Below are 23,358 nucleotides of genomic sequence, written 5' to 3' on the forward strand. Positions count from 1 at the left end.
CTACCGGTGCCGCCGCCGCCCATGAACCGCCAGAACCAACCCATGTGCTGTCTCCTAGATGCATCGCGTGCACTGCCCAAGCAGAGCAGTTAACAGAGCGTATACCCTAAGAGACGTGGTAAATCGAGTCTTAACTAGTTTTGGTACCATTTTGGTAACGATTAGGCGGAGCGGCTGTGCGGGGTGGTCGCGAGCGAGGTCGTGAGTTCGGTAAATAGTTGCGGCTTGCCAAGGTGATAGCCCTGGCCAACGTCGCAGCCGAGCTCTTCGAGCAGCGCCATGGTGGGGGCATCCTCGATGCCTTCGGCGACCGCGACGGCGCCGAGGCGGTGCGCGAGGTCGATCGTGGACTTAACCACTTCGAAGTTGCGCTGCGAATCGCGCATCGTCATCACGAAGCGCTTGTCGATCTTGATTTCGTCGGCTTCGATTTCGGTCAGATATTCGAGGTTCGACTGGCCGGTGCCATAGTCGTCGATCGACAGACGGATGCCCGCGCGGCGCAGTTGCGCAAGGGTCTGGCGCGCCTGGCGGCTGTTTTCGATCTGCGCGGTTTCGGTAATCTCGATCGTCAGCATTTCGGGCGGCAAATGATGCGCGGTCAGCATGACGCGGATCGTGCCGACAAGGTCGGCGTGGTCGAGGAGGGTGGCCGAGAGATTGACCGACATGTTGATCCGGAGCCCGCGGTCGCGCAGTTGCGCCGCCGAGCGGATCGCCTGGTCCATCACGAACAGGGTGAGGCGATAAATGTCCTGGCTCTTTTCGGCCTGGACGATGAATTCGTCGGGCGGGATCGGCCCGCGCGTCGGGTGGGTCCAGCGCGCGAGCGCCTCGACCCCGACAAGCTCGCGGGTGCGGATCTCATATTGCGGCTGAAAGGCGACCCAAATGTCGCCGCCGGTGAGTGCGTCCTCGAGCTGCGAGTGGAAGCTGAGCTGCCAGCCGGCGTCTTCCTTCTGGCGCGGCGAATATTTGGTCCACAGCGCGCGGGTGCGGATCGCGCGTTCGGCGGCGACGAGCGCGGCGGCGAGGCGCTGGGCGTTCGATCCCTCGAACTCGTCGTTGACCCCGAAGGCGATCGCGACGTCGACGCGCAGCTCGCCGATCGTCAGCGGGGCGTTGAACAGCGCGGCGAGGCCGGCGAGATGTCCCTCGATCTGGCTGTGCTGATAATAGGGGACGAGCCAGGCGAAGGTGCCGTCGAGGTCGTGATGGAGCTGGGTGCCGTGGCACGCGAGCGTCAGGCGGCGTGCGACCTGATCGACGAGCTGCTGGCTGCCCTCGCCGGGGAGGAAGGCGGCGAGATCCTCGAAATTGACGAGCTTGGCGGCGATCACCGTCGCGCTGCCGAAGGCGGGCTGCGTGCGCAGCGCTTCGAAATTGGGCAGGCCCGACACCGGGTTTTCGCGCTGGGCGGAGAAGCGGCGGCGCTTGCGGCTGACATTGGCGCTGACCGCCGCGATCAGGAACAGCGAGGCGCCGATCGAGGTGGTGATGAGCAGCGTCGTGAGCAGGACCTTGCCGACGATCGCGATCCCCACCGCGGCGAGCGCGACCGGGGCGTACCAGCGTTGAAAGCGCGGCAGCAGCGCGGCGAGCAGGAGCAAGGCGACGAACGCCAGCGGCGGCGCCCAGCCGATGTCGACCGGATTGCCGCGCTTCAGCGTCTCGCCCGCGATCAGATGGATATAGGCACCGGGGACAAGGTCGTGGCCGGGGAGATAATGGGCGTCCTGAAAGGTCGAGGCGGTCGGCGCGAAAATGACGTCCTTGCCGCGGAGCTGCGCCGCACCGACGCGGCCGGCGAGCAGGTCGGCGGCGCCATATTGCGGGATGCTGCTGGTGTTGTACGAAAAATCGAGGCGGAAGCTTTTCGGTTCGGCCGAGCTTTTGCCGCCGAGCAGCGACGCGAAGCTGGGCAGCTTGCGGCCGTCGGCGACATAGGTGATCGGCACGTTCCACACCTGCCAATATTCGAAATCCCACGCGATGCTGGCGAGCTGCGCCTTGTCGCCGAACGCCGGATTGGGAAAGATGGAGCGGCTGCGGTCGGTGCCGGGCATCGACTTGGTCGCGACCGCGAGTACGGCGCGGTCGCCCATCTTGCGCACCGCGGCGGTCAGCCGCGAGAAGTCGGGGTCCGATTCGCGGCGGTCGAAATAGAAATCGAGGAACATGCGCTTCGCGCCGGCCTTGTCGATCGCGCTGATCACCTCGCCATATTGGGTCATCGAAAAACTGCCGCCGGGGGTCTGGCCCAGCGTGCGATCGTCGAGCGCGACGATGACGATATCGCCCGAAACCGGGCGGTCGCCGACCCGGCTGGTCACCATCGCGATCAATCGGTCGGGAAGTTCGCCGATGCCCGACACGCCGACCGCGATGCTGAGCAGCAGCGCGAGCCCGAGGGTGCGCCAGCTGACGATCATCCTGTTGACACCAATCGGCACGCGCGCACGTCTCCCAGCGACTACCCCATGTGCCTAGGCCGCGATGGTTATCATCGCGTTAATCATGGGAAGGGTGGCTGGTTTGGGCGTGTTATCCCAGCGCAGGAAGCGCCGCGTCGCCGGCGAGAGCCGACGGGGCGAGGCCGACGGCGGCGGGGACGATCTGTTGCAGGTAGAAACGCGTCGAGGCGATTTTCGCTGCGAGGAAGGCGGCGTCGCCCTGGCCCTCTTCGAGCGCGGTTTTCGCCGCCTTGTGCTGCAGCGCCATCAGCCAGCCGCAGGTCGCGGTCGACAGCATGGTGAGATAGGGATAGCTGCCCGCGAGCCGGTCGCCGGTGGGGGCGGTGACCATCCAGTCGGTGACTGCGCGGCACGCGTCGACGAGTTGCTGCAATTCGGGGAAATCGGCCGCGCCACGGGCGATGTCGTCGATCAGTCCGCGGACGAGGTCGCCGCCCGCCATGCCGAGCTTGCGTCCGACCAGATCCGCAGCCTGAATGCCGTTGGTGCCTTCGTAGATCGGGGCGATGCGGGCGTCGCGATAATGCTGCGCGGCGCCGGTTTCCTCGATGAAACCCATGCCGCCATGGACCTGGATGCCGAGGCTGGCGACCTCGCAGCCGATGTCGGTGGCATGCGCCTTGACCAGCGGGATCAGGATTTCGGCGCGCATCGCGGCGCCCTCGTCGCCCAATTTGCCGAAATCGATCTGCGCGGCGGCATAATAGGTCAGCGCGCGCGCCGCCTCGGTCTGGGCGCGCATCCGCCACAGCATGCGGCGGACGTCGGGGTGCCGGTCGATCGGGACGGGGTTGCGGTCGGTGCCGCCGCCGAGCGCCGACTGGACGCGCTCGGCGGCGAAAGTCTGGGCCTGTTGCGTCGCTCGCTCGGCGATCTGGACCCCCTGGCAGCCGACCATCAGGCGCGCGTTGTTCATCATCACGAACATCGCGCGCATCCCGCCCATTTCGGCGCCGACGATCTCGCCGAGGCAATCCTCGTCCTCGCCGTAAACCATCACTGCGGTCGGCGACCCGTGGATGCCGAGCTTGTGCTCGATCGACGCGCAATGGACGCCGTTCGAAATCGTCGAATTGCCGGCGGCGTCGAGGCGATATTTGGGGACGAGGAACAGCGAAATGCCGCGCGTCCCCTCGGGCGCGCCGGGGGTGCGGGCGAGGACGAGGTGGACGATATTGTCGGTGAGGTCATGCTCGCCGAAGGTGATGAAGATTTTTTGCCCGCGGATCTTGTAGAGGCCGGCGTCGGGGCCTTCGGTGATCGCTTCGGCGGTCGAACGCAGCGCGCCGACATCGCTGCCGGCGCTCGGTTCGGTCAGGTTCATCGTGCCGTTCCATGCGCCCGACACGAGGTTCGGGAGCCACGTCCGGCGCTGATCCTCGGTGCCATAGGCCATCAGCGCGTGGATCGCGCCGGGGGTCAGGATGTTGCAGAGGGTGAAGCCCATGTCGGCGCTGCCGAGCGCCTCGATCACCACCGTGGCGAGGGTGAAGGGCAGGCCCTGCCCGCCATATTCGGTCGGGCCGTCGATGCTGCCCCAGCCGGCGTCGACGAACGCCCGATAGGCCTCCTTGAACCCCGGGGGCATAGTGACCTTGCCATTGTCCCATTTGGGATTCTGGACGTCGCCGACGCGGTTGAGCGGCGCATAGACCTCTGCCGCGAATTCGCCGATCCCGGTGACGATCGCCTCGACCATGTCGGGGGTCGCGTCGGCGAAACGTTCATGCTGCGCCATCGCGTCGATGCGCGCGATATGGTCGAGGACGAAAAGTTGCTCGGTGGTCGGCGGCGTATAGGTCATGTGAGGGTCACCATCCGTTGCTGGCACGCTCGAGGCGTCGAAATGGCGAAGATATCGCCTTCGTGGGGCCGCTGCTGATGGTGGTTCCATCAGCAAGGCCGCACGGAGGCGAGATCGAAGCCATTTCGGCGTCCCTGCGGGATTTGGTCGATTTTGTCCATGGCTGCGTCAGCGAGCCTTGGAATATGTTTATATGCCTTCGTCTCGCTTCCTTGCCCTGAACAAAATCGCCTCAAACCTCGAGCGCGCCAGCAACGGATGGTGACCCTGCGTTCCCCTTTTAGGGATGATTCCACAGGTGGCGGCGCTATAGCGCGGCATGGCCGAGGGTCAAACAACACCGCTTACCATCACCGATACCCGCGCTTTCTCCGCGGATGCAATCGCGCGCGCCGGGGGGCTGATCGGGGAGGGGTGGCCGGTCGCGGTGCCCACCGAGACGGTTTACGGTCTCGCCGCCGACGCGCGCAACGCGGGGGCGGTGGCGCGGATTTACGCGGCGAAGGGGCGGCCCGACTTCAACCCGCTGATCGTGCATGTGCAGGACCTCTCGGCGGCGGAAAAGCTGGGGGTGTTTGGCAAAGTCGAGCGGGCGCTCGCGGATCGCTTCTGGCCGGGACCTTTGACTTTGGTGGTGCCGCGCACGGCGGGCTGCCCGGTCGCGAGCATCGCGACGGCGGGGCTCGATACGATTGCGCTGCGGGTGCCGGGGCACCGCGCGATGCAGGCGCTGCTGGCGGAAAGCGGCGCGCCGCTGGCGGCGCCGAGCGCCAATGCGAGCGGCGGAGTGAGTCCGACCAAGGCAAGCCATGTGCTCGCGACGCTCGACGGGCGGATCGCGATGGTGATCGACGACGGGCCGACGACGGCGGGCGTCGAATCGACGATCGCGCGGGTGCGCGACGGCGCGGTCGAAATCCTGCGGCCGGGGCCGGTGACGGCGGCGATGCTGGCCGAGGCGTCGGGGCTGGCGGTGACCGGCGTCGAGGGATCGGAGATCGTCGCGCCGGGGATGCTCGCGAGCCATTATGCGCCGGGCAAGCCGGTGCGGCTGGGCGCGACGGGTTTTGCGGACGACGAGTTCGGCATCGGCTTTGGCGCGCTCGCGGGCGATTATCAGTTGAGCGCGGCGGGCGACCTGACCGAAGCGGCGGCGCGGCTGTTCGATGCGCTGCACGCGGGGGCGGCGAGCGCGAAGACGAAGATCGCGGTGGCGGCGATTCCGACCGAGGGGCTGGGCGCGGCGATCAACGACCGGCTGTCGCGCGCGGCGGCCTAGCTTCTCCCCTCCCGCAAGCGGGAGGGGGACTAAGCCGCCGCCGGCTCGACGGGATCGTCGTGCGGGACCTTGCGCGCCACGATCAAACACGCTGCGACGATCAGCAGCGCGCCGGCGATCGTCGGCCAGGTCACGCGTTCGTCGAAGAAGAACCAGCCGAACATCATCGCCCACAGGAAGCCGGTATATTCGGTGGTCGCGAGGATCTGCGCCTCGGCGCGGGCATAGGCCCAGCTCAGCAGCAGCAGCGACAGGGTCGCGAGGATCGCGGCGCCGAGGATATGCGGCGCATGGTCGCCGCCCGGCACTGCGAGGAACCAGGGCGCGCCCAGCGCGATGATCAGCGCGACGAAGAAATTCTGGAAAAAGGCGATTTCGAGCGGCTCGGCCATCTTCGCCTGCCGCCGCGCGAGGATGAGGTTATAGGCGTAGAGCATCGCCGAGAAAAACACCGCGCCGACCGCCCATAACGCCTCGGGCGCATAGTCGCCGCGGCCCAATTTGCCCGCGACGATGACGAGCACCCCCGCGATGCCGAGCAGCGACGCGGCGATCGAACGCGGGCCGATCTTCTCGCCGAGGAACAGCGCCGCCATGTAGAGGGTGAGCAAGGGCGCGACGAAGGCGATCGCGATCGCCTCGGCCATCGGCAGCCGCGCGAGGCCCCAGAAGAAGCTCAATGCCATACCCGCGACGAACAGCGAGCGGACCGCGTGGATTTTCATCGTGGCGCGGTCGGGCATCGTCGGGCGACTGACGGCATAGATCGCGCCGCTGACCAGCGCGCCGGTGCCGGTGCGCCAGAGCACCGCGTTATACGCGCCGATGTCGATCGACAGCCCCTTCATGAGCACGTCCATCGCCGAGAAGGTCGCGATGCCGGCGCACGCGATCAGGAAGGGGACGAGTGGCGAGGGCGAATCGGGGCGCATGGCGGTCGCTCTAGTCCACCTTCTCCGTTGAGGGGAGAAGGATACGCGCCTCAACCCCGCGGCCGATCACTTAATGCCGGTGCAGCAAGATGATTTCGGGGGCCTGTGCGTCCATGAACATATAGGCTCTGCCGAGCAGTGCCTGTTTGCCGAAATCGTCGAACTTGTTCGGTCCGAGCGGGGTGAGGAGTACCTCTTCTGCAGCCAAGCCATCGAGGTGCCGCGCTTCGACTTCGGCCCAATGGCTCCGCGCGACATCGCTTAGAACCACGTTGGCGGCGGGATGATTGTACGACACGAGGATGTTGCCGTCATCCATTGACGTCGGGTTCATGTCGGGATGAGCATTGAAAATGCGACTGAGGACGCCCAGCCCGGTAGCATATGCCTGCGCATCGGTCAGGCCCGGTTCGAGAATGACACATGTCCCGTGGCGCAGGATCGCAAAATCCCGCGTACGATTCCAATAATAGGACATGCGATCGGCAATCTGATCGAGAGGCTGCGCGAAGGACGGCCGCCATTTCGGAACCGGCGGGAAGGACGCCTCTTCCTTGGTCGCCGCTGGTTTTGCACCCACGCCTACGAGCGCAGCAAGTCCCGCGAGAAGCGACCGCCGCGCCATCACCGAAACGTCGCCATGCCCGCGCCGTCGATGTTGAGCTTTTGCCCCGAGCAATAGGGGTTCGCATCGCTGACGAACCACAGCACCGCCGCGGCGACATCTTCGGGCAGCGAGACGCGGCCGAAGGGGAATTTGGCGTCGAGGTGATGGATGTCGTCCTGCCCGGTGATCGCGCGTGCCAGCTTGTCGCCCATGTCGCTGACGGTCAGCGAGGGCGAGACGATGTTGACCCGGACGCCGTTCGCCATCTCTTCCTTGGCGAGCGTCAGCGCGAGCGCCTCGCCCGCGGCCTTGCCCATGTTGTACGGCGCGCCATTGGCGCTGTGGCTGAGCGTCGCGACACTGGAAATGACGATGATGTCGCTGCGCTTGTGGGTTCGCAACTGCGGCAGCGCGAGGCGGCTGACGCGGTGCGGGCCGAGCGCGTGGGTCGCGATGACGCGTTCGAGTTCGGCGGGATCGGTGTCGGCGACGGTGCGGCCGCGGCTGGCGATGCCGGCGTTGTTGATCAGGATCGACATCGGGCCGAGGTCGGTTTCGATGTCCGCGACCATCGCGGCGCACGCGTCCTCGTCGGTGACCGACGCCTGATAGGCCTTGGCCTTGCGCCCGAGCGCCTCGATCTCTGCGACGGTTGCGGCGGCGGCGTCGGCGTCGCGGGTGTAGTTGACCGCGATGTCGGCGCCTGCCCTCGCCAGCGCCAGCGCGATGCCGCGGCCGATGCCGCGCGACGCGCCGGTGACGAGCGCGGTGCGCCCCGCAAGGTTGATCTCGGCCATGTCTCTCTCCCTATTGCATCAATTCGGTCTGGATTTCGGTCATATTGCGGCTCGCGGCGTTGCGCCATTTGGGCGCCGCCTTGCGGTTGAGGACATGGCCGCGCGCGTCGAGGATCGCGACCGTAGGCGTGCCCTTGATTTTCCTGAAGCCGAAGCGCGTCGGGATTTCCGGGTTCCGGCCGCGCCCGACCTGCGGCATGCCGATATCGACGAAGACGATATGGTAGCGGGTGGCGAGGGTGGCGGCGAGGTCGGCGCTGGTCACCGCATTGGCGAGCCAGGCGCTGTCGTGGCAATCGTTCGCCCCCATCACGAGCAACACGCGCTTGCCCGACCGGCGTGCCGCATCGAGCGCTGCGTCGACCGCCGCCATCGCGTCGGCATCGGGATCGAAGGCGGTGGTTTGATAGGGTTGTTCAACGCCGGGAATACTGCGGAGCGGCGCGTCTTCGTTGGCTGAAACGGGCGTCAGCGGGAGCAGCAGGGCGGCGAAAGCGAGGGCGATTTTGCGCGTCATGGACCGACGATAGGTTTCGCATGACGTTTCCGTCAACGTAAGATAGCCTTCCTCCCATGAGCTGGAAAAAAGAAGTCGACGAACTCGCCGCGCGCCGCGCCATGGCCGAGAAGATGGGCGGGGATGAAAAGGTCGCGCGCCAGCACGGGCGCGGCAAGATGGACGCGCGGGCGCGGCTCGATGCGATCGTCGATCCCGGCAGCTTTCGCGAGATCGGCAAGATCGCGGGGCGTGGAAAATATGACGCCGATGGCGAACTCGAAGACTTGGCGGCGTCGAACTTCATCTTCGGCCGCGCCAATATCGACGGCCGGCCGGTCGTCGCCTCGGCCGACGATTTCACCGTGCGCGGCGGCGCGGCCGATGCGGCGCTGCACCGCAAATTCGTCCAGTGCGAGGCGATGGCGCATGAATATCGCCTGCCGCTGATCCGCATGATCGACGGCACCGGCGGCGGTGGGTCGGTGAAGACGCTCGAGGATATGGGCTATACCTATATTCCGCATGTTCCGGGGTGGCATGAGATCATCGCCAATCTGGATACCGTGCCGGTGGTGGCGCTGGCGCTGGGACCGACCGCTGGGCTGGGCGCGGCGCGGGTGGTGGCGAGCCATTACAGCATCATGGTGCGTGGGCTGTCGCAGCTGTTCGCGGCGGGGCCGGCGGTCGCGGCGGCGATCGGCGATACGCTCGACCGCGAGGAACTGGGCGGGGTCGACGTGCATACGCGCAACGGCGTGGTCGACGACGAGGTCGCGAGCGAGGCTGAGGCGTTCGCGGCGGCGCGGCGCTTTTTGTCGTATTTGCCCTCGTCGATCCACGACCGCGCGGCGCGGACCGAATGCCGCGATCCGATCGACCGGCGCGAGGAAAGCCTGCTCTCGATCGTCCCGCGCGAGGCGAAGCAGGTCTATTCGATGCGGCGCATCGCGGGTGCGGTGTTCGATCAGGGCAGCTTTTTCGAGATGGGCGCGCGCTGGGGGCGAGCCGCGATCACCGCCTTTGCGCGATTGGACGGCTATCCGGTCGCGGTGCTGGCGAGCGATCCGTCGTTCCTTGGCGGGTCGTGGGACGCGAAGACGAGCGAGAAGGCCGAGCGCTTCGTCAAGATGGCCGACCAGTTCCGGCTGCCGATCGTGCATCTGGTCGACAATCCGGGCTTCATGATCGGCGGCGAGGCCGAGCGGACGGGGACGATCCGTTACGGGGTGCAGGCGATGAACGCCATTTACCGCGCGACGGTGCCGCTGGCGTCGGTGGTGGTGCGCCGCGCCTACGGGATCGCGGGAAGCGCGATGTCGAACGCCGAGCGTTTCCAGTACCGCTTCGCCTGGCCCTCGGGCGACTGGGGCAGCCTGCCGATCGAGGGCGGGGTCGAGGTCGCGTACAAGAGCGAGCTCGAGGCGGCGGCGGACCCCGCGGCGCATCTGGAAGCGATCCGCGAACGATTGAACCGCGTGCGATCGCCGTTCCGCACGGCGGAGAAATATGGGGTGGAGGATATCATCGACCCGCGCGATACGCGGCCGCTCTTGTGCGAGTTTGCCGAACTGGCGTGGCGGGTTCTCCGGTAAATTCGTCATTGCGAGCGCAGCGAAGCAATCCAGGGTTGCGTAACCCGCTCTGGATTGCTTCGCTGCGCTCGCAATGACGGGGTGAGGGGGCCGATGAGCACGCAACGCCATTACGGGATGGACTGGCTCCGCATCGGGGCGTTCGGGCTGTTGATCCTCTATCATATCGGCATGTATTTCGTACCGTGGGGCTGGCATGTGAAGATCGCCCAGCCGCTGGACTGGGTGGCGATCCCGATGCTCGCGACGAACAGCTGGCGGCTTGCGCTGCTGTTCCTGGTGTCGGGTTATGCGAGCGCGGCGCTGTTCGCGAAGCTCGGCGGTCCGGGCGGTTTCGCGAAATCGCGCAGCGCGCGGCTGTTGATCCCGCTAGTGTTCGGCATGGCGGTGATCGTCCCGCCGCAGCCATGGATCGACCTCAAGGGCCAGCACGGCTATCCGCACGGCTTCCTGTATTTCTGGCTGCACGATTATTTCGGCTTCCGGTTCATCGACGGCATCGCGCTGCCGACCTGGCAGCATCTGTGGTTCGTCGTGTACCTGTGGGTCTATACGATGCTCGCGGCACTGTTGCTGGCGCTGATCCCCGCCGCAGCGCGGGCGCGGATCGCCGACGGCGCGGCGCACCTTCTCGGCGGGTGGCGGCTGCTGGTCGTGCCGGCTTTCTGGTGGATCGCGCTCTACCTCGCCTTTCCCGACCATGACGAGACGCACGCGCTGTTCGACGACGGGCCGTCGCACCTCCATTATCTCGCCGCCTTCGGCATCGGCTGGCTGCTGCGCGTGCGGCCCATATTGTTCGAAGCGGTCGCGCGCTGGTGGAAGGTCGCGCTGGTCGTCGGGCTGCTCGCCTTCGTTCCCGTCGCGTGGGTCGAAGGAACATGGCCGGGCGACACGGTCGCGCCCGATTGGGTGTTCCTGCCCTATCATGTCGCGCGCAATATCAACGGCTGGCTGGTGATCGTCGCACTGGTCGGGATTGCCGATCGCTGGTGGAACCGCGACCATCCGAAGCGCGCGATGCTCGCCGAGGCGGTGTTCCCATTCTACATCATTCACCAGACGATCATCGTTGTGGTCGGCTGGTGGCTGTTACAGGCGGGGGTCGGTGCGTTGCCGTCGTTCCTCGTGCTGCTCGCGGCGACCGTCACGGGATGCTGGCTTTTCTACCGGATCGGGCGCAGCATCACCTGGCTGCGGCCGCTGATCGGACTGCAGCGCCGATAGGGGAGAGCGGGCATGGGTGCAGCGAAGGGCATTATCGCGGTCATCGGGATCGCGGCGATCATGATGGGCGGGCTGTGGATCCTGCAGGGACTCGACATCGTGCGCTGGCCGGCGAGCAGTTTCATGCTCGGCGACACGACCTGGACGCGCAACGGCACGGTGCTCGCGGTGGTCGGCGTGTTCCTGATCTGGTTCGCGCGCAAGAAGCCGTGAATCGCGTTCGACTACAAATGTAGTTGATCTGTATTGATGATGTGATACACCTTCGTCCGACCGGGGTTGGATTGGAGACCAAGATGATTCGTTCGCCGCGCCTTTTTCCTGCCCTTTTGCTTGCGGGGATGGCGGCGTTACCGCTTGCCGCGTCATCCCCGGCGCTCGCCGCCGACGAGGCCGCGCCGGTGAGCGGCAATGCCGTCGCCGAAGCCTATGCCGCGCTGCTGGCGCGCGACTATGTCTATCCCGAGACCGGCGAGCGTTATGCCGCCGCGATCCGCGCCGCGATCAAGGCGGGCCGCTATGCGCCGCTGACCGGCGAGGCGCTCGGCCGCGCGATCGACGCCGATATCAATGCGGTGTCGCCCGACGGGCATCTGCGGTTGCGCACGCCGCTCGCCGCCCCGCCGGCGGGAGCAGTGCCCGGCGCGCCCGCGCCGATGCCGCGCCCGAAAAAGGTCCCGGTCGAGCAGCCGGGCTGGATCGCCCCCGGCATCGCCTTCGTCCGCTTCAACGTCTTTCCCGACGATGCCGCGGTGACCGCCGAAGCCGCCAAGTTCATGGCCGACCATGCCGATGCGAAGGCGATCATTTTCGACATCCGGACGCATAATGGCGGCGGGCTCGCGCAGATGGACGTCATCTTTCCCTGGCTGTTCGGCCAGGAGACGCGGCTGGTGACGATGGCGACGCGCGCCTCGGTCGATGCGCGCGGCGGATCGCCGATCGACGGGGTGCCGTCGATGCGGCCGGTCACGGGCGATGCGGCGATGGTGACGCGCGAACATTGGGCGACGCCGAATAGCGACACGCGGCTGCGCGATGCGAAGGTCTATGTGCTGACCTCGGGCGCGAGCGCGTCGGCGGCCGAGCATTTTGCGCTCGCGATGAAGCATACCGGGCGCGGCGTGCTGGTCGGCGATCCGACCGCGGGTGCCAATCATTTCGGGTTCGGCGAGGATCTGGGCGGCGGCTATGGCGCCTTCATCCCGGTCGGGCGCACCTATGATCCCACGACCGGCAAGGATTGGGAAGGCAGCGGCGTGCTGCCCGACATCCAGGTCGCCCCCGCAGAGGCGCTCGAACGCGCGCTGACCGAGCTGGGCGTCGATGCCGCCGAGGCGAAGCGCCTGTCCGACGCGCACAAGCCGGGCTGGCCGATGGAGCGGCGGCGCCCCAAGCCCGCGGGCTGACCGCACCCCGATTTGCCGGATTGATTGGCGTCGTTGGTGCGGCCCGCCGCGCCGTTCGTCCGTTCGTCGGCGTGGCAAGTGTGTTGGTCTAACAACACGCCTAGGCGCTGCGAAAATTCTCTATACCGCGCGTGCATCCGATCATCAGGTTGCTGGCGTCTAGCTGCTGTCATCTGTCGCCACAAAGGGAGGAATATCATGTCGCGTCCGGCACTGCTTCGCAGCACCAGCTATTTTTTCGCCGCCTTCGGGCTCGCCGTCGCCGGGGTAGCGGTCGCGCTGCCGGTCGAACCCGCGCACGCGCAGGTCGCGGCGGTCGAGCCCGGCCGCCCCGCCGCCGACAAGGCGCAGGATGTGAATCGCAAGCCCGGGATGATGGTCAAGTTCGCGCGGATCAAGCGCGGCGACACCGTCGTCGAAATCCTGCCCGGCGAGGGCTATTTCACCCGCATCTTTTCGAACGCGGTGGGGCCGAAGGGCAAGGTCTATGCGACCGAGCTGCGCGACCCGGCGAAGGCGCAGGCGATCGCCGCCGAACCGGGGCGCGGCAATATCGAGGTGTTCACCGGCAAGCTCGACGACATTGCCCCGGCGGGTGTCGCCGACGTCGTCTGGACGTCGCGCAACTATCACGACCTGAAAGGGCCGAAGGTCCCCGCCGATGGCGCCGCGCGGATCAACAAGGCGGCGTTCGCGGCGCTCAAGCCCGGCGGCTATTATGTCGTGCTCGACCATAGCGCGGCGGCGGGATCGGGGCTGCGCGACGTCGACACGCTGCACCGCATCGACGCCGAGGCGGTGAAGGCCGAGGTGCTCGCGGCGGGCTTCGTGCTTGAGGGTGAAAGCCCGATGCTGATCAACAAGGCTGATACACGCACGCTGCCGGTGTTCGACGATGCGATCAAGGGCAGGACTGACCAGTTCGTGCTGCGGTTCAAGAAGCCGGGGTGAGATTTCCCCTCCCTGCAAGGGGTGGGTAGGGCGGACAGCGCGGACGCTCGCTTTGCTCGCGACCCACCCCCAACCCCTCCCTTGCAGGGAGGGGAGTTAGCTGCGTGCCAGCCTGGTCAGCGCGTCGCCGTCGACGCGCATCACGGTCCATTCGTCCATCAGCTTCGCATCGAGGCTCTGGTAGAAACCGATCGCCGGGGCGTTCCAGTCGAGCACCGACCATTCGAGGCGCGCGCAGTCGCGCTCCACGCAGAGCTTCGCGAGATGCGCGAGCAGCGCCTTGCCGAGCCCCGATCCGCGCGCGGCGGGGCGGACGAACAGATCCTCGAGATAGATCCCCGGCTTGCCTTCGAAGGTCGAGAAATTGTGGAAGAAGAGCGCGAAGCCCTGCGGCGCCCCGTCGATCTCGCCGATCACCACCTCGGCATAGGGTCGTGCGCCGAACAGCCGGTCGCCGAGCACTGCCTCGTCGAAGCGCACCTCATGCGCGAGTTTTTCATAATCGGCGAGGTCGCGGATGAACTGCGCGATCAGCGGTAGGTCGGCGGGCGTGGCGGGGCGGATGGCGAGGGTCAAAGCGGTCTCCTGAATGGTCGCCTACGGCGCGCGCCGCCTCTTTGCCCGGCCCGTAATTCACCGTCCAGACGCAAATTTCCGCCGCCCGAGCGCGGTCCGTGCGCCGCTCAGGATTTCCAGTGAATGAGCAGCGAGCCACCCATCAGCGCGGGGATCACCTTGGCCACATCGCCCATTTCGATAGCCGGGCAACCGAGGCTGCGGCCGATGCGGCCGGTCTGCGCGATGACGCTTGGTGATACATAGTCGGCGCCGTGCATGACGATGTGGCGGCGGCGGGCATTGGTGTTCGTGGCCTCAAGCCCATCAAGGTAGAGCGATTTGCCGTGCGCGCCGACATAGGTGAGGTCGCAATGGTAAATACCCAGCGAGGTGCAATTCGATCCGTCGGCGTTCGAGAAGACTTCGGCATAACCGTCGTCCTCCGGCCCCTCCGAGCCGCGTCCATGGGCACAGAGATGTTTCGACACCGTGCCGCCGACGCAGTCGAACAAAAACAGGCGCGGTTTGGCCGAATGGAGGTCGAAATTGACGACTGCCCAATAGCGGGGATTGCTGGTCGGCCGATATTTGTCGCGATAGGCGATCAGCCTTTCGACCGGGGCGATGGCACCGACGCTTCCGGCAAGCTGCCGCAACATGTCGGTGCGGCTCGGCAGGGCTGCGATTGGGGCGGGTGCCACGGCCGCGACGAGGGTTGCCGGGGGCGCGGCGCCATCGTCATTGACGGGCGTGCCATTGGCCATGAACGGAATCTGGTCGAGCTTCCAATTGCCCCGCCTGACCTCGCGCTGAAAATCTCGCGTGCGATAGGCCGATGGTCGGACCTCCGGATTTCGGTGCGTCTGCAGCCATTCGTCGCGGATGTTGACATATTGTTCGATCCAGACCTTCTCGCGTCCGCCTGCAGCGGGGGTCGCCTCGGGAAAGCGATCGCGCAGTTCCTTGCGAATACGTCCGCTATGAATGAAGCTGTCGTAGATGACGAGCATCGATAACGGCAGCGTGAAGCCATTCGCATCGGCCCATTTTTGCGCAGGCTGGAAATAGATTTCGTCGAAGAAACGATCCTGCGTCTGCCGCATGACGGGGTCTTCGTTGCCGGCTTTGCGCAGGAGCGATTTGAACCGTTCGTCATCGACCAGCGCGACAGTACCGATCTTGGGCAGATAGGGCGAAAACTCCGCCGCCAGCGAGCCATCCGCCGCGACATACATTTCGACGAGGCGTTTCAGATTGCCATATTCGGTCGTCTGCGACCGCCCATAGGTGATCTGCCGGATATCGCCCGGGCCATCCTTGAAGATGCTGATCGCGCCATATTTGCCGCCGACTGTCCCGGTTTCGAAAACATTGATGACGCGATCACAGATCAAGCGTTGGCCAGCCGTCAGTTTCATCAGCTTTCTCCCGGGTTAAAGTTGCAATTCCTTATGCTTTCTCATTTTTCCGCCAATGTTGTTCCTTGCGAACGGCGCGCACGAAATGCAGGAAATGGAAGGCGGGTGGCGCGCAATCGGTCAGGCATTTCATGCCGACTTGCGTCTGCGCGGGCCGCACCACTCTTCCACTTCCGGCAATCGGTGCCGGAAATATTCGATTCGACCCACATTATGATTATGAATACTTCCGAATATTAATCCGGATGGCTTGCGTTGCAAGAAATATCCGGTCGGTAACGGACCTTCCGGTGGTGGGGCTTGGCCGCCTCGCTCAGCCTTGGCTGCCGCGCCCGATGCGCCCGCGTGCGCCAAGGATCGCGAGCGCGGCGATGACGAGTGCGGGCTGGCCGATCACGGCCGGGGCGTCGGCCCAGAAGGTCGCGGGGCCGCAGATGCCGGTGGCGACCTCATAGATGTGGAGCGCGCCGTGGAGCGCGAGCCACAGCCCGCCAACGATCGCGGCGCGCCAGCGGCGGATCGGGTTGGCGGTCGCGTAGAGCAGGATCAGGCCCGAGCCGATATAGGCGAGGCCGATGTCGCGGATGAAATGCTGGTTCGGCGGGCCGGTGGTGACGACGGTGGGCACGAACACATACCAGTCGAGCGGCCTCGCCAACATGAAGAGGCCGTTGGCGAGGGTGGTGAGCGCCGCGACCAGCAGGAGCAGCTGGGCGAGACGGTCTAGCGCGTCGAGCTTTGAATTTGTCATGAGGCATTCCCCCGGTGAAACCGATCATAGGCGACGAACAGCGCCGCGCCGACCGACGACGCCATCAGCCCGACGACGAGCGAGTCGAAGATCATCAGCGCCCAAACCATGGCATCGGGCGCGCCAAGCGCCCATTTGTGGTTCATCCCGTGCAGCCACGATAGCGGCGCGAAGACGAGCGGCAGGAGCAAGGCGAGCAACAGGAGCCACGGCCAGCTTTTGGCGATCAGCGCCTTCATCGGGGTGATACGGTCGCCGAACAGCCCCGCGAGCATCACGAACAGGAAGGGCAGCGAGAGCAGACTGAAGACGATCGAGACCGCGACCGGCGCTTTCCGGTCGGCGATCAGCGCAAAAAGCTCGCCGATCGATCCGATCGCCATGAACAGCACAAAACCGATCACCAACCGTACCCATGCGAGCCGGCGAATATCGTACCAGCGCCCGCCGTGCGCGCGGCACCACCAGAAGCGCGCCGAGGCGATGAAGGTCAGGACGAGTCCGGCGATCTTCGCATAGCCGAAGGCCCAGCGCAGCGGATCGTTGCCGGCGAGCTTCGCGGCGGCGACGCTGTCGAACATGCCGAGGTGGATTTCGGCGACATGCTGCGCGAATTCGGGAACGACGACGAGTGCGACGACGATCGGGCCGACCCAGAACAGGCTGGCGCTGAGCGTGAGATATTGGGCGACGGCGGAGAGGATCGTGCGAAGGATCGTCATGGCCTTGGATGCGGTGGTCATTCGGGCTGTTCCCCCTTCAGCAATTCGCCGACCGTGACGATGCGATAGCCTTTGGCAGCGAGTCCGTCGAGGACCAGCGGCACCGCGGCACGTTCGACCCTGTTGCCGCGGTACATCGGATGGATCAGGATGATCGACCCCGGCCGTGCGCGCGACACGATGTCGCGGGCATAGGTTTCGGGCGTGATGTTGTGCACCGCGTCGTCGGCGACGTCCCAGGTGATGCTGCGATACCCTTCCTGCTCGACCGCGAGCGGCAGGCCGGCGAGGCGGCGGCCGAAGGGTGGGCGGAACAAGGTCGGATGCGCCACTCCGGCAGCGCGCAGCAGCGCGTCGGTGCGCGCGATCTCTTCGCGGTAAAACGCCTGCGACCGCCCGATCATCCGCTTGTGCGACCAGCTGTGGTTGCCGAGTTCGTGCCCCGCGGCGAGCAGGCGCTTCGCCAGTTCGGGGTAGCGCGCCATCTTGCTGCCGATGAGGAAGAAGGTCGCATGGACCCGGCGCTTCGCCAGTTCGTCGATGACCGCATCGACCCCCTCGGGCGTCGGGCCGTCGTCGAAGGACAGGGCGACGATCTTCTCGCCGGTCTCGATGCGGCAGGTGACCTCGCCGACCATCTGCCAGCAGGGCAGCTTGGTGATGCGCCAGAGCGCGATCGTGATGACGAGGAGGAGCAGGAGCGCGAGGAGGGCGATCCGGAACGGTCTTCGTACAGGACCGCGTTGCGGCCTAGCGCGCGCCGTCATCCGCAGCCCGGATTGCCAGTTTGGCGCTCATATTCGGCTTTTTTGGCCGGGACTTCGTCCCATGAACAGGCGCCGTAAGGGAATGTGGTCGTGATCGTCATCGACGGACCCGCGGTTGTATGCACCACCGTCGTATCGTCGGGTGCCGGCTGTCCCTTGCGGTCGAAGGTCAGGATCGACGAAGATCCCGCGGCGCAGGCCGAATCGGCGCCGCCGTCGTGCCGGTATTTGGCGATCGTCTCGTTGACCTCCGCCCAGCAGGATGCTTCGCTGCTCGGGCCCTTCGAGCGCGCGCAGAGGCAGGCTGTCGTGACGGCTTGTTGAATCCGGGGAACCAGCGCCGGGTCGATATAGGTCGGGATCGCTGCCTTTTCCGTTTCACCGCTGCCGCATCCCGCCAGCGTGACAGCGAGCATCAGCGGAACGGCGCCGCGCAGGATCAAGGCTTGTCCTCGCCGAGCCGGACGACCCTGCCGACCTCGAGCTCGTCGATGCGCAGCTTGCGGATGCGCGCCTTGCCGATGCGGAGGCGACCGATGGCGAGCGCGGCGACATGGCCCGCGCCGAGCGCTGCGGCGCCGGTCGCCGTCGCGCCGGTGGCGGCGGCTTTTCGCGCGACCGGAGGTTCGATGACGATGTCGGTCTTCGCCTTCACGCGGCCTTGCCGTGGAGGGTGTCCATGCTCACCGCGCTGCCCGCGTCGATCTCGGCGGCCTTGGCTTCGACGAGCTTCACGACATGCGCGATCATGTCGGCGTCCTGGACATGATGGTCGGTGACGCCCGAGAGATAGACCATATGCTTGCCGTTGCCGCCGCCGGTGATGCCGATATCGGTCTCGCGCGCCTCGCCGGGGCCGTTGACGACGCAGCCGAGGACCGAGAGTGACATCGGGGTCTTGATGTGGCCGAGCGCCTCTTCGAGCGCCTGGACGGTGCGGATGACGTCGAAGCCCTGCCGCGCGCAGCTGGGGCACGACACCACGCGGACGCCGCGGGTGCGCAGGCCCAGCGATTTCAGAATCTCGTATCCGACGCGCACTTCCTCCTCGGGTTCGGCCGAGAGGCTGACGCGGATCGTGTCGCCGATGCCGGCCCAGAGCAGATTGCCGATGCCGAGCGCCGACTTGACGGTGCCGCCGATGAGGCCGCCCGCCTCGGTGATGCCGAGGTGCAGCGGGCAGTCGACCGCATCGGCGAGCTGCATGTAGGCGGCGACGGCGAGGAAGACGTCGCTCGCCTTCACCGCGACCTTGTATTCGTGAAAATCATGGTCCTGGAGCAGCTTGATATGGTCGAGCGCGCTTTCGGTCAGCGCCTCGGGGCAGGGCTCGCCATATTTTTCGAGCAGATCCTTTTCGAGGCTGCCCGCGTTGACCCCGATGCGGATCGCGCAGCCATTGGCCTTGGCGGCGCGGACGACCTCGCCGACGCGTTCACTGCTGCCGATGTTGCCGGGGTTGATGCGCAGGCACGCGGCGCCGGCGTCGGCGGCTTCCAAGGCGCGCTTATAGTGGAAATGAATGTCGGCGATGATCGGTACGCGTGCGGCGCGGACGATCTTGCCGAGCGCGGCGGTCGAATCGGTGTCGGGGCAGGAGACGCGGATCAGGTCGGCGCCGGCCTCTTCGCAGCGGCGGATCTGGTCGATCGTCGCGACCGCATCGCTGGTCAGCGTGTTGGTCATCGTCTGCACCGTGATCGGCGCGCCGCCGCCGACGGGGACGGTGCCGACCATGATCTGGCGGCTGGTGCGCCGCGCGATGTCGCGCCAGGGGCGCAGGCCGGGGTTGTGATCGCTCATTCTTCGGTCCTCGGGAGGGGGTGGGAGGTCTTTAGAGCAGGATTGTGGCGGGATGAAGCTTTCTATTCATCGTCGCCCCCGCGCAGGCGGGGGCCGCTGGAGGAGTAGCGCAAGGCCGATTGCGGCCCCGCCTGCGCGGGGGCGACGGATTAGGTTGCGTCGGCCATCGCACGCCGCCAAGGTCGCGCTCCCCCCAAACACCCCAAGGATTTTCCATGCTTCGCCTGCTTGCCGTCCCGGCGCTCCTGTTCGCCGTTCCCGCCGCCGGGCAGGAGATCACCGACCCGCCGTCGAGCGCGCTGTCGGTGTCGGGCGGGGTCGATCTGGTGTCGGACTATCGCTTCCGCGGCCTCTCGCTGTCGGACAAGGACGTCGCGGTGCAGCCGACGATCACGGTCACCCACGACAGCGGCTTCTACCTTGGCGCCTGGGGGTCGAATATCGACGCCGGGCCGGCGCGGGGCGATGTCGAGGCGCAGCTTTATGGCGGCTATGAGGCCCAGATCGCGTCGGGCACGCGGCTCGACCTGGGGGCCACCTATTATTGGTATCCCTACGGCGACAAGGCTTTTGGACCGAGCGATTTCGGCGAAGCGAGTGCGCGCCTGTCCTATATGCTGGGGCCGGTCGAGGCGACGGGGATGGTGGCTTATGCCTGGGACCAGGCGGCGCTCGGCGATGCGGACAATCTCTATCTGAGGCTCGGCCTGTCGTCGGGCATTCCGAACACGCCGGTGACGCTGAAGGCCAGCGTCGGTCATAGCGACGGTGCGCTGGCACCGGGGGGCGATTATCGCGACTGGTCGCTCGGCGCGAGCGCAACCTTCGACCGCTTCACCCTCGGGCTGAAATATGTCGACACCGATGTGCGCAAGACCGGGGTGAAGGCGATCGACCGGCGCTATGACGCGACGGTCGTCGCCTCGCTCGGTTTTTCCTTCTAGCTCCTTCTGGCCGACGTAATATTGTTTCGGGTGAAACCGGTCTGACGCAAGGTAATTGTTGCATAATTGTCACATCGGCCCTTTTTAAGACAGGGGCCGTAACTTTTTCGATTGTGCGGCGCAGCAACTTGCCCAAAAGAGACGCACGCATGACCGGACCGGCCCGATACAGAGGCTGGCTGTCACGCAGCAGGCAGGGACGATCCGTTTTTCCATTTGGGGATCTGTCCATGAAGAAACTCTCCCGCGCATGCCTCGGCATGCTTCTCGCCGCCGTTGCCGTTCCGCAGGCCGCCTACGCCCAGGACGCAGAAGAAGACACCGACGGCATCACCATCACCGGTGGTGCAACGGTGGTCAGCGACTATCGTTTCCGCGGTTTCAGCCAGTCGAACGAAGAAGCGGCGATCCAGGGCACTTTCACGATCACGCATGAAAGCGGCCTCTATGTCGGCACCTGGGGTTCGAGCATCGGCTTTAACAACGGCACCGAAATCGACGTCTATGGCGGCTATTCGACCGAACTGACCTCGGGCCTCGTCGGCGACATCGGCGCGACGCTCTATCTCTATCCCGGCGTCGGCAACACCACCGTGATCGAACCCTATGCGTCGCTGACCGGCACCGTCGGCCCGGCGTCGATCAAGGGCGGCGTCGCCTGGGCGCCCGGCGGCCAGGATTCGCTCGGCGACGCCAGCGGCATCTATCTGTACAGCGATGTCGGCGTCGCGATCCCCGATACCCCGATCAAGCTGAAGGGCCATCTCGGCTATGCCAAGAGCGACAGCTTCCTCGGCGGGCTCGACGGCGAAGTGTTCGACTATTCGGTCGGGGTCGACTTCACCTGGAAGATGCTGACGCTCGGCATTTCCTACGTCAACACCGACGCCCCCAAGACCCTTGGCTACAAGGAAGCCGTGGGTGCCGACGGTGCGGTCCTCTTCTCGCTCGGCGCCTCTTTCTGACGCCGGGCCCGGAGGCGGCCTCTGGGGGGAGGCCGCCTCCCTTTTCTCTCTCGACGGAAAGGGCCGGCGTTCGCCGGCCTTTTTCTGTTTAGGAGTGACAATGGGCGGAAATGGGCAAGCCGCCATATAAACTTCGCTCGACACGAACGGAAGAGGGGGCGGTCTGGGGAAGCCACCCCGGACCGGTCGGTGCTTCCAGGCTAAGGCTTCTTCGCCGCCAGCGCGTCGCGCGCGCCGCGCAGGCCGAGGAATTGTTCGGCGAGCATCCAGTCCTGGCGTGCGAGCTTGGGGTCGGAGAGGCTGACCGCCTTCGCCTGATCGAGCAGACCGGCCGCCTTGGTCGCGGCCTCGCCGCTTAACAGCGGATAGCTTTTCCCCAGCGCATAGACTTCCCAGCCGAACGGCACGTGGCGATAGGTGTCGACATAGGTGTCGCCGCCGGCGCGGATGACGTTGACGTCGTTCGAGATATTCTGGTCGACCGGCGACAGCTTGTCGATCCCCGCGACATAGGTTTCGGCGATCTCCTTCGCCTCGGCCGCGCCAACCTCGGGCAACAGCGCGAGCGTCGCCATCGCCGACACCGACGGCGCCTCGGTGCGCAGGCTGTTGTCGGGATAGTCGGACCAGTTGACCCCGGCGCGCGGGCGGCGTTTCTTGAGCCATTCGACCGCGCGGGCGCGCGCCGCCCTGACCTTCGCCTGCAACGCCGGATCGGCCTTCAGCACCGGGTCGATGTCGCGCAGCGCGATGACCGACAGCGCGGTGATATAAGTGGCGGCATTGTCGGGGCGGTCGGCGGCGTCCATCGTGCTCGACCACCAGCCTTCGCGATTTTGCGCGGCGAGCAGCGCGTCGACCACCGGTGCAGGGGGCGCGCGGTCCATCACGCCATAAGCGGTCAGCGTCCAGGTCGAGACGATGGTGAAGGGCGCGCCCTCGACCATCACGCAATGGCAGGAGCCGCCGAGGAATTTGGTCACCGCCGCCTCGAAGCGCGCGAGTTCCTCGGCGCTCGGCGATTTTTCGACCGCGATGAGCTGGGCGAGCGCCCAGAAGACCTTGCCGTTGTTGGTGGTCTCGACGTCGTTCAGCGCGCTGACAAGGGCGTTGGCCATGACGGGTTCGGTGGTCTTGACCGTCTTGTCGAAGCTCGCGGCGGTGGCGGCCTGGTCGAAGGACGGGCCGCTGCCGGCAAAATACCAGCCGCCGCCCGCGACCGTGGCGATCGCGAGCGCGGCTGCGCCGCCGAGTGCGAGCGGGGAGAAGCGGCGCTTCTGCGGGCCTGCGGGGCGAATGTCGTCGGTTGGCGGCGCGGCGCCGGTCTTCTTCAGCCGCCGGTCGATCGCCACGAGCACGCGCTGCCACGCCGGATGCGCCTCGCTGCCGTCGAAGCCCGACATGTCGAGGACGTTGACGTTATAGAATTCGGCGGGCAGCGCCTCGGGATCGATCTTGTCGAGCGCGATCGCGACGAGCGAACCGCGGTCGAGCCCGATGCGGCTTTCGATGCGCACCCAGCGGCGCTGGATCGCGGCGGGGGTCCAGCAACCGAGCACGACCCCGGCGCCCTTGACCGCGCGGTCGATGACGTCGGGAAATTCGGCGCCGGCGTCGATCCCCTCGGCATCGAAAAACACATGATGGCCGCGCGCGAGCAGCAGGTCGCGCAGTTGCATCGCCTTGTCCGCATCGGCGCGGCTGTAGCTGACGAAGATGTCGTAGGGGCGCTCGTTCGACGCGTCCCCCTCTTGCGCAGTCATGGTCGTCGCAACCTTCTGTCCCCCGTGCGTCGCGATACCCCGATGCAGCGATAGCATTCCCGCGACACATCGCAAGTCGCTTGACGCTGTCGATGA

General features: G+C 66.2%; 23 protein-coding genes. 8 read left to right on the forward strand and 15 right to left on the reverse strand.

Annotation, left to right across the window (positions count from 1 at the left end):
- Positions 1-161 precede the first annotated feature (161 nt).
- Together EEB18_RS15110 and EEB18_RS15115 are read right to left on the reverse strand one after the other, a co-directional pair.
- Entirely contained in the window at positions 162-2,453 is a 2,292-nt protein-coding gene (locus EEB18_RS15110) for an EAL domain-containing protein (RefSeq protein ID WP_187142114.1), read from the reverse strand.
- A gap of 91 nt (positions 2,454-2,544) precedes the next feature.
- The gene (locus EEB18_RS15115; protein WP_187142113.1) at positions 2,545-4,278 is read right to left on the reverse strand and encodes an acyl-CoA dehydrogenase; all 1,734 of its coding nucleotides are present in this window, start codon (positions 4,276-4,278) and stop codon (positions 2,545-2,547) included.
- A gap of 319 nt (positions 4,279-4,597) precedes the next feature.
- On the opposite strand from EEB18_RS15115, the gene EEB18_RS15120 reads away from it, so the two are divergent.
- Complete coding sequence (locus tag EEB18_RS15120; RefSeq protein WP_187142112.1) at positions 4,598-5,557, forward strand: L-threonylcarbamoyladenylate synthase; 960 nt, start codon at positions 4,598-4,600, stop codon at positions 5,555-5,557.
- A gap of 29 nt (positions 5,558-5,586) precedes the next feature.
- Here the strand turns inward: EEB18_RS15120 and EEB18_RS15125 are convergent, their stop codons facing one another.
- The 4 genes from EEB18_RS15125 to EEB18_RS15140 form a co-directional block, all read right to left on the reverse strand.
- A complete protein-coding gene (locus EEB18_RS15125; RefSeq protein WP_187142111.1) occupies positions 5,587-6,489 on the reverse strand; it encodes a DMT family transporter in 903 nt (300 codons plus the stop codon).
- A 70-nt stretch (positions 6,490-6,559) separates the two neighbouring features.
- Positions 6,560-7,114 carry a hypothetical protein gene (locus EEB18_RS15130; protein WP_187142110.1) on the reverse strand — a complete coding sequence of 185 codons (555 nt, stop codon included), beginning with the start codon at positions 7,112-7,114 and terminating at the stop codon, positions 6,560-6,562.
- Positions 7,114-7,893: an SDR family NAD(P)-dependent oxidoreductase gene (locus tag EEB18_RS15135; protein WP_187142109.1), complete on the reverse strand. Its 780-nt coding sequence runs from the start codon at positions 7,891-7,893 to the stop codon at positions 7,114-7,116. Before EEB18_RS15135 ends, EEB18_RS15130 begins: the two co-directional genes overlap by 1 nt.
- Before the next feature lie 10 nt (positions 7,894-7,903).
- The gene (locus EEB18_RS15140) at positions 7,904-8,410 is read right to left on the reverse strand and encodes a thioredoxin family protein (RefSeq protein ID WP_187142108.1); all 507 of its coding nucleotides are present in this window, start codon (positions 8,408-8,410) and stop codon (positions 7,904-7,906) included.
- Positions 8,411-8,466: 56 nt separating this feature from the next.
- On the opposite strand from EEB18_RS15140, the gene EEB18_RS15145 reads away from it, so the two are divergent.
- The 5 genes from EEB18_RS15145 (at position 8,467) to EEB18_RS15165 (ending at position 13,571) form a co-directional block, all read left to right on the forward strand.
- Complete coding sequence (locus EEB18_RS15145) at positions 8,467-9,984, forward strand: acyl-CoA carboxylase subunit beta (protein ID WP_187142107.1); 1,518 nt, start codon at positions 8,467-8,469, stop codon at positions 9,982-9,984.
- A gap of 93 nt (positions 9,985-10,077) precedes the next feature.
- Positions 10,078-11,211, forward strand: coding sequence for an acyltransferase family protein (locus EEB18_RS15150; protein WP_187142106.1), 1,134 nt, complete (start codon positions 10,078-10,080; stop codon positions 11,209-11,211).
- 12 nt (positions 11,212-11,223) lie between these two features.
- Positions 11,224-11,424, forward strand: a complete 201-nt coding sequence (locus EEB18_RS15155; protein ID WP_056346175.1) for a hypothetical protein — start codon at positions 11,224-11,226, stop codon at positions 11,422-11,424.
- A gap of 128 nt (positions 11,425-11,552) precedes the next feature.
- Entirely contained in the window at positions 11,553-12,620 is a 1,068-nt protein-coding gene (locus EEB18_RS15160; protein ID WP_162248560.1) for a S41 family peptidase, read from the forward strand.
- A 198-nt stretch (positions 12,621-12,818) separates the two neighbouring features.
- Positions 12,819-13,571, forward strand: coding sequence for a class I SAM-dependent methyltransferase (locus EEB18_RS15165; protein WP_056346180.1), 753 nt, complete (start codon positions 12,819-12,821; stop codon positions 13,569-13,571).
- A 96-nt stretch (positions 13,572-13,667) separates the two neighbouring features.
- Here the strand turns inward: EEB18_RS15165 and EEB18_RS15170 are convergent, their stop codons facing one another.
- The 8 genes from EEB18_RS15170 to ispG form a co-directional block, all read right to left on the reverse strand.
- Positions 13,668-14,147 (reverse strand): GNAT family N-acetyltransferase, encoded by a 480-nt coding sequence (locus EEB18_RS15170; RefSeq protein WP_187142105.1) that lies wholly within the window; start codon positions 14,145-14,147, stop codon positions 13,668-13,670.
- Between the two features lie 107 nt (positions 14,148-14,254).
- Positions 14,255-15,547 carry a murein L,D-transpeptidase catalytic domain-containing protein gene (locus tag EEB18_RS15175; RefSeq protein WP_187142104.1) on the reverse strand — a complete coding sequence of 431 codons (1,293 nt, stop codon included), beginning with the start codon at positions 15,545-15,547 and terminating at the stop codon, positions 14,255-14,257.
- A 313-nt stretch (positions 15,548-15,860) separates the two neighbouring features.
- The gene (locus tag EEB18_RS15180) at positions 15,861-16,298 is read right to left on the reverse strand and encodes a hypothetical protein (RefSeq protein WP_222943106.1); all 438 of its coding nucleotides are present in this window, start codon (positions 16,296-16,298) and stop codon (positions 15,861-15,863) included.
- Positions 16,295-17,041 (reverse strand): hypothetical protein, encoded by a 747-nt coding sequence (locus EEB18_RS15185; RefSeq protein ID WP_187142103.1) that lies wholly within the window; start codon positions 17,039-17,041, stop codon positions 16,295-16,297. Before EEB18_RS15185 ends, EEB18_RS15180 begins: the two co-directional genes overlap by 4 nt.
- Positions 17,038-17,787 (reverse strand): polysaccharide deacetylase family protein, encoded by a 750-nt coding sequence (locus tag EEB18_RS15190; RefSeq protein WP_187142102.1) that lies wholly within the window; start codon positions 17,785-17,787, stop codon positions 17,038-17,040. Before EEB18_RS15190 ends, EEB18_RS15185 begins: the two co-directional genes overlap by 4 nt.
- Positions 17,784-18,230 carry a hypothetical protein gene (locus EEB18_RS15195; protein ID WP_187142101.1) on the reverse strand — a complete coding sequence of 149 codons (447 nt, stop codon included), beginning with the start codon at positions 18,228-18,230 and terminating at the stop codon, positions 17,784-17,786. Before EEB18_RS15195 ends, EEB18_RS15190 begins: the two co-directional genes overlap by 4 nt.
- Entirely contained in the window at positions 18,227-18,442 is a 216-nt protein-coding gene (locus EEB18_RS15200; RefSeq protein WP_262407947.1) for a hypothetical protein, read from the reverse strand. Before EEB18_RS15200 ends, EEB18_RS15195 begins: the two co-directional genes overlap by 4 nt.
- Positions 18,439-19,590: a flavodoxin-dependent (E)-4-hydroxy-3-methylbut-2-enyl-diphosphate synthase gene (gene ispG / locus EEB18_RS15205; RefSeq protein ID WP_056346194.1), complete on the reverse strand. Its 1,152-nt coding sequence runs from the start codon at positions 19,588-19,590 to the stop codon at positions 18,439-18,441. The genes EEB18_RS15200 and ispG overlap by 4 nt, the downstream gene beginning before the upstream one ends.
- Before the next feature lie 215 nt (positions 19,591-19,805).
- Between ispG and EEB18_RS15210 the strand changes: the two genes are divergently transcribed.
- Both EEB18_RS15210 and EEB18_RS15215 read left to right on the forward strand, forming a co-directional pair.
- Positions 19,806-20,534: a TorF family putative porin gene (locus EEB18_RS15210; protein ID WP_187142100.1), complete on the forward strand. Its 729-nt coding sequence runs from the start codon at positions 19,806-19,808 to the stop codon at positions 20,532-20,534.
- A 230-nt stretch (positions 20,535-20,764) separates the two neighbouring features.
- Entirely contained in the window at positions 20,765-21,499 is a 735-nt protein-coding gene (locus EEB18_RS15215) for a TorF family putative porin (protein WP_056346198.1), read from the forward strand.
- Positions 21,500-21,699: 200 nt separating this feature from the next.
- Here EEB18_RS15215 and EEB18_RS15220 read toward each other — a convergent pair whose 3' ends face one another.
- Entirely contained in the window at positions 21,700-23,262 is a 1,563-nt protein-coding gene (locus EEB18_RS15220; protein ID WP_187142099.1) for a toll/interleukin-1 receptor domain-containing protein, read from the reverse strand.
- Between the last annotated feature and the right edge of the window lie 96 nt (positions 23,263-23,358).

It is taken from the genome of Sphingopyxis sp. OPL5 (assembly GCF_003797775.2).
In the GTDB taxonomy this organism is placed as follows: domain Bacteria; phylum Pseudomonadota; class Alphaproteobacteria; order Sphingomonadales; family Sphingomonadaceae; genus Sphingopyxis.

Bases quoted from the DNA above. Each gene is read 5' to 3' on its own strand.
- EEB18_RS15115 (WP_187142113.1), bottom strand. From the start codon at position 4,278: ATGACCTATACGCCGCCGACCACCGAGCAACTTTTCGTCCTCGACCAT.
- EEB18_RS15120 (WP_187142112.1), top strand. From the start codon at position 4,598: ATGGCCGAGGGTCAAACAACACCGCTTACCATCACCGATACCCGCGCT.
- EEB18_RS15125 (WP_187142111.1), bottom strand. From the start codon at position 6,489: ATGCGCCCCGATTCGCCCTCGCCACTCGTCCCCTTCCTGATCGCGTGC.
- EEB18_RS15130 (WP_187142110.1), bottom strand. From the start codon at position 7,114: ATGGCGCGGCGGTCGCTTCTCGCGGGACTTGCTGCGCTCGTAGGCGTG.
- EEB18_RS15135 (WP_187142109.1), bottom strand. From the start codon at position 7,893: ATGGCCGAGATCAACCTTGCGGGGCGCACCGCGCTCGTCACCGGCGCG.
- EEB18_RS15140 (WP_187142108.1), bottom strand. From the start codon at position 8,410: ATGACGCGCAAAATCGCCCTCGCTTTCGCCGCCCTGCTGCTCCCGCTG.
- EEB18_RS15145 (WP_187142107.1), top strand. From the start codon at position 8,467: ATGAGCTGGAAAAAAGAAGTCGACGAACTCGCCGCGCGCCGCGCCATG.
- EEB18_RS15150 (WP_187142106.1), top strand. From the start codon at position 10,078: ATGAGCACGCAACGCCATTACGGGATGGACTGGCTCCGCATCGGGGCG.
- EEB18_RS15155 (WP_056346175.1), top strand. From the start codon at position 11,224: ATGGGTGCAGCGAAGGGCATTATCGCGGTCATCGGGATCGCGGCGATC.
- EEB18_RS15160 (WP_162248560.1), top strand. From the start codon at position 11,553: ATGGCGGCGTTACCGCTTGCCGCGTCATCCCCGGCGCTCGCCGCCGAC.
- EEB18_RS15165 (WP_056346180.1), top strand. From the start codon at position 12,819: ATGTCGCGTCCGGCACTGCTTCGCAGCACCAGCTATTTTTTCGCCGCC.
- EEB18_RS15175 (WP_187142104.1), bottom strand. From the start codon at position 15,547: ATGAAACTGACGGCTGGCCAACGCTTGATCTGTGATCGCGTCATCAAT.
- EEB18_RS15180 (WP_222943106.1), bottom strand. From the start codon at position 16,298: ATGACAAATTCAAAGCTCGACGCGCTAGACCGTCTCGCCCAGCTGCTC.
- EEB18_RS15185 (WP_187142103.1), bottom strand. From the start codon at position 17,041: ATGACCACCGCATCCAAGGCCATGACGATCCTTCGCACGATCCTCTCC.
- EEB18_RS15190 (WP_187142102.1), bottom strand. From the start codon at position 17,787: ATGACGGCGCGCGCTAGGCCGCAACGCGGTCCTGTACGAAGACCGTTC.
- ispG (WP_056346194.1), bottom strand. From the start codon at position 19,590: ATGAGCGATCACAACCCCGGCCTGCGCCCCTGGCGCGACATCGCGCGG.
- EEB18_RS15210 (WP_187142100.1), top strand. From the start codon at position 19,806: ATGCTTCGCCTGCTTGCCGTCCCGGCGCTCCTGTTCGCCGTTCCCGCC.
- EEB18_RS15215 (WP_056346198.1), top strand. From the start codon at position 20,765: ATGAAGAAACTCTCCCGCGCATGCCTCGGCATGCTTCTCGCCGCCGTT.
- EEB18_RS15220 (WP_187142099.1), bottom strand. From the start codon at position 23,262: ATGACTGCGCAAGAGGGGGACGCGTCGAACGAGCGCCCCTACGACATC.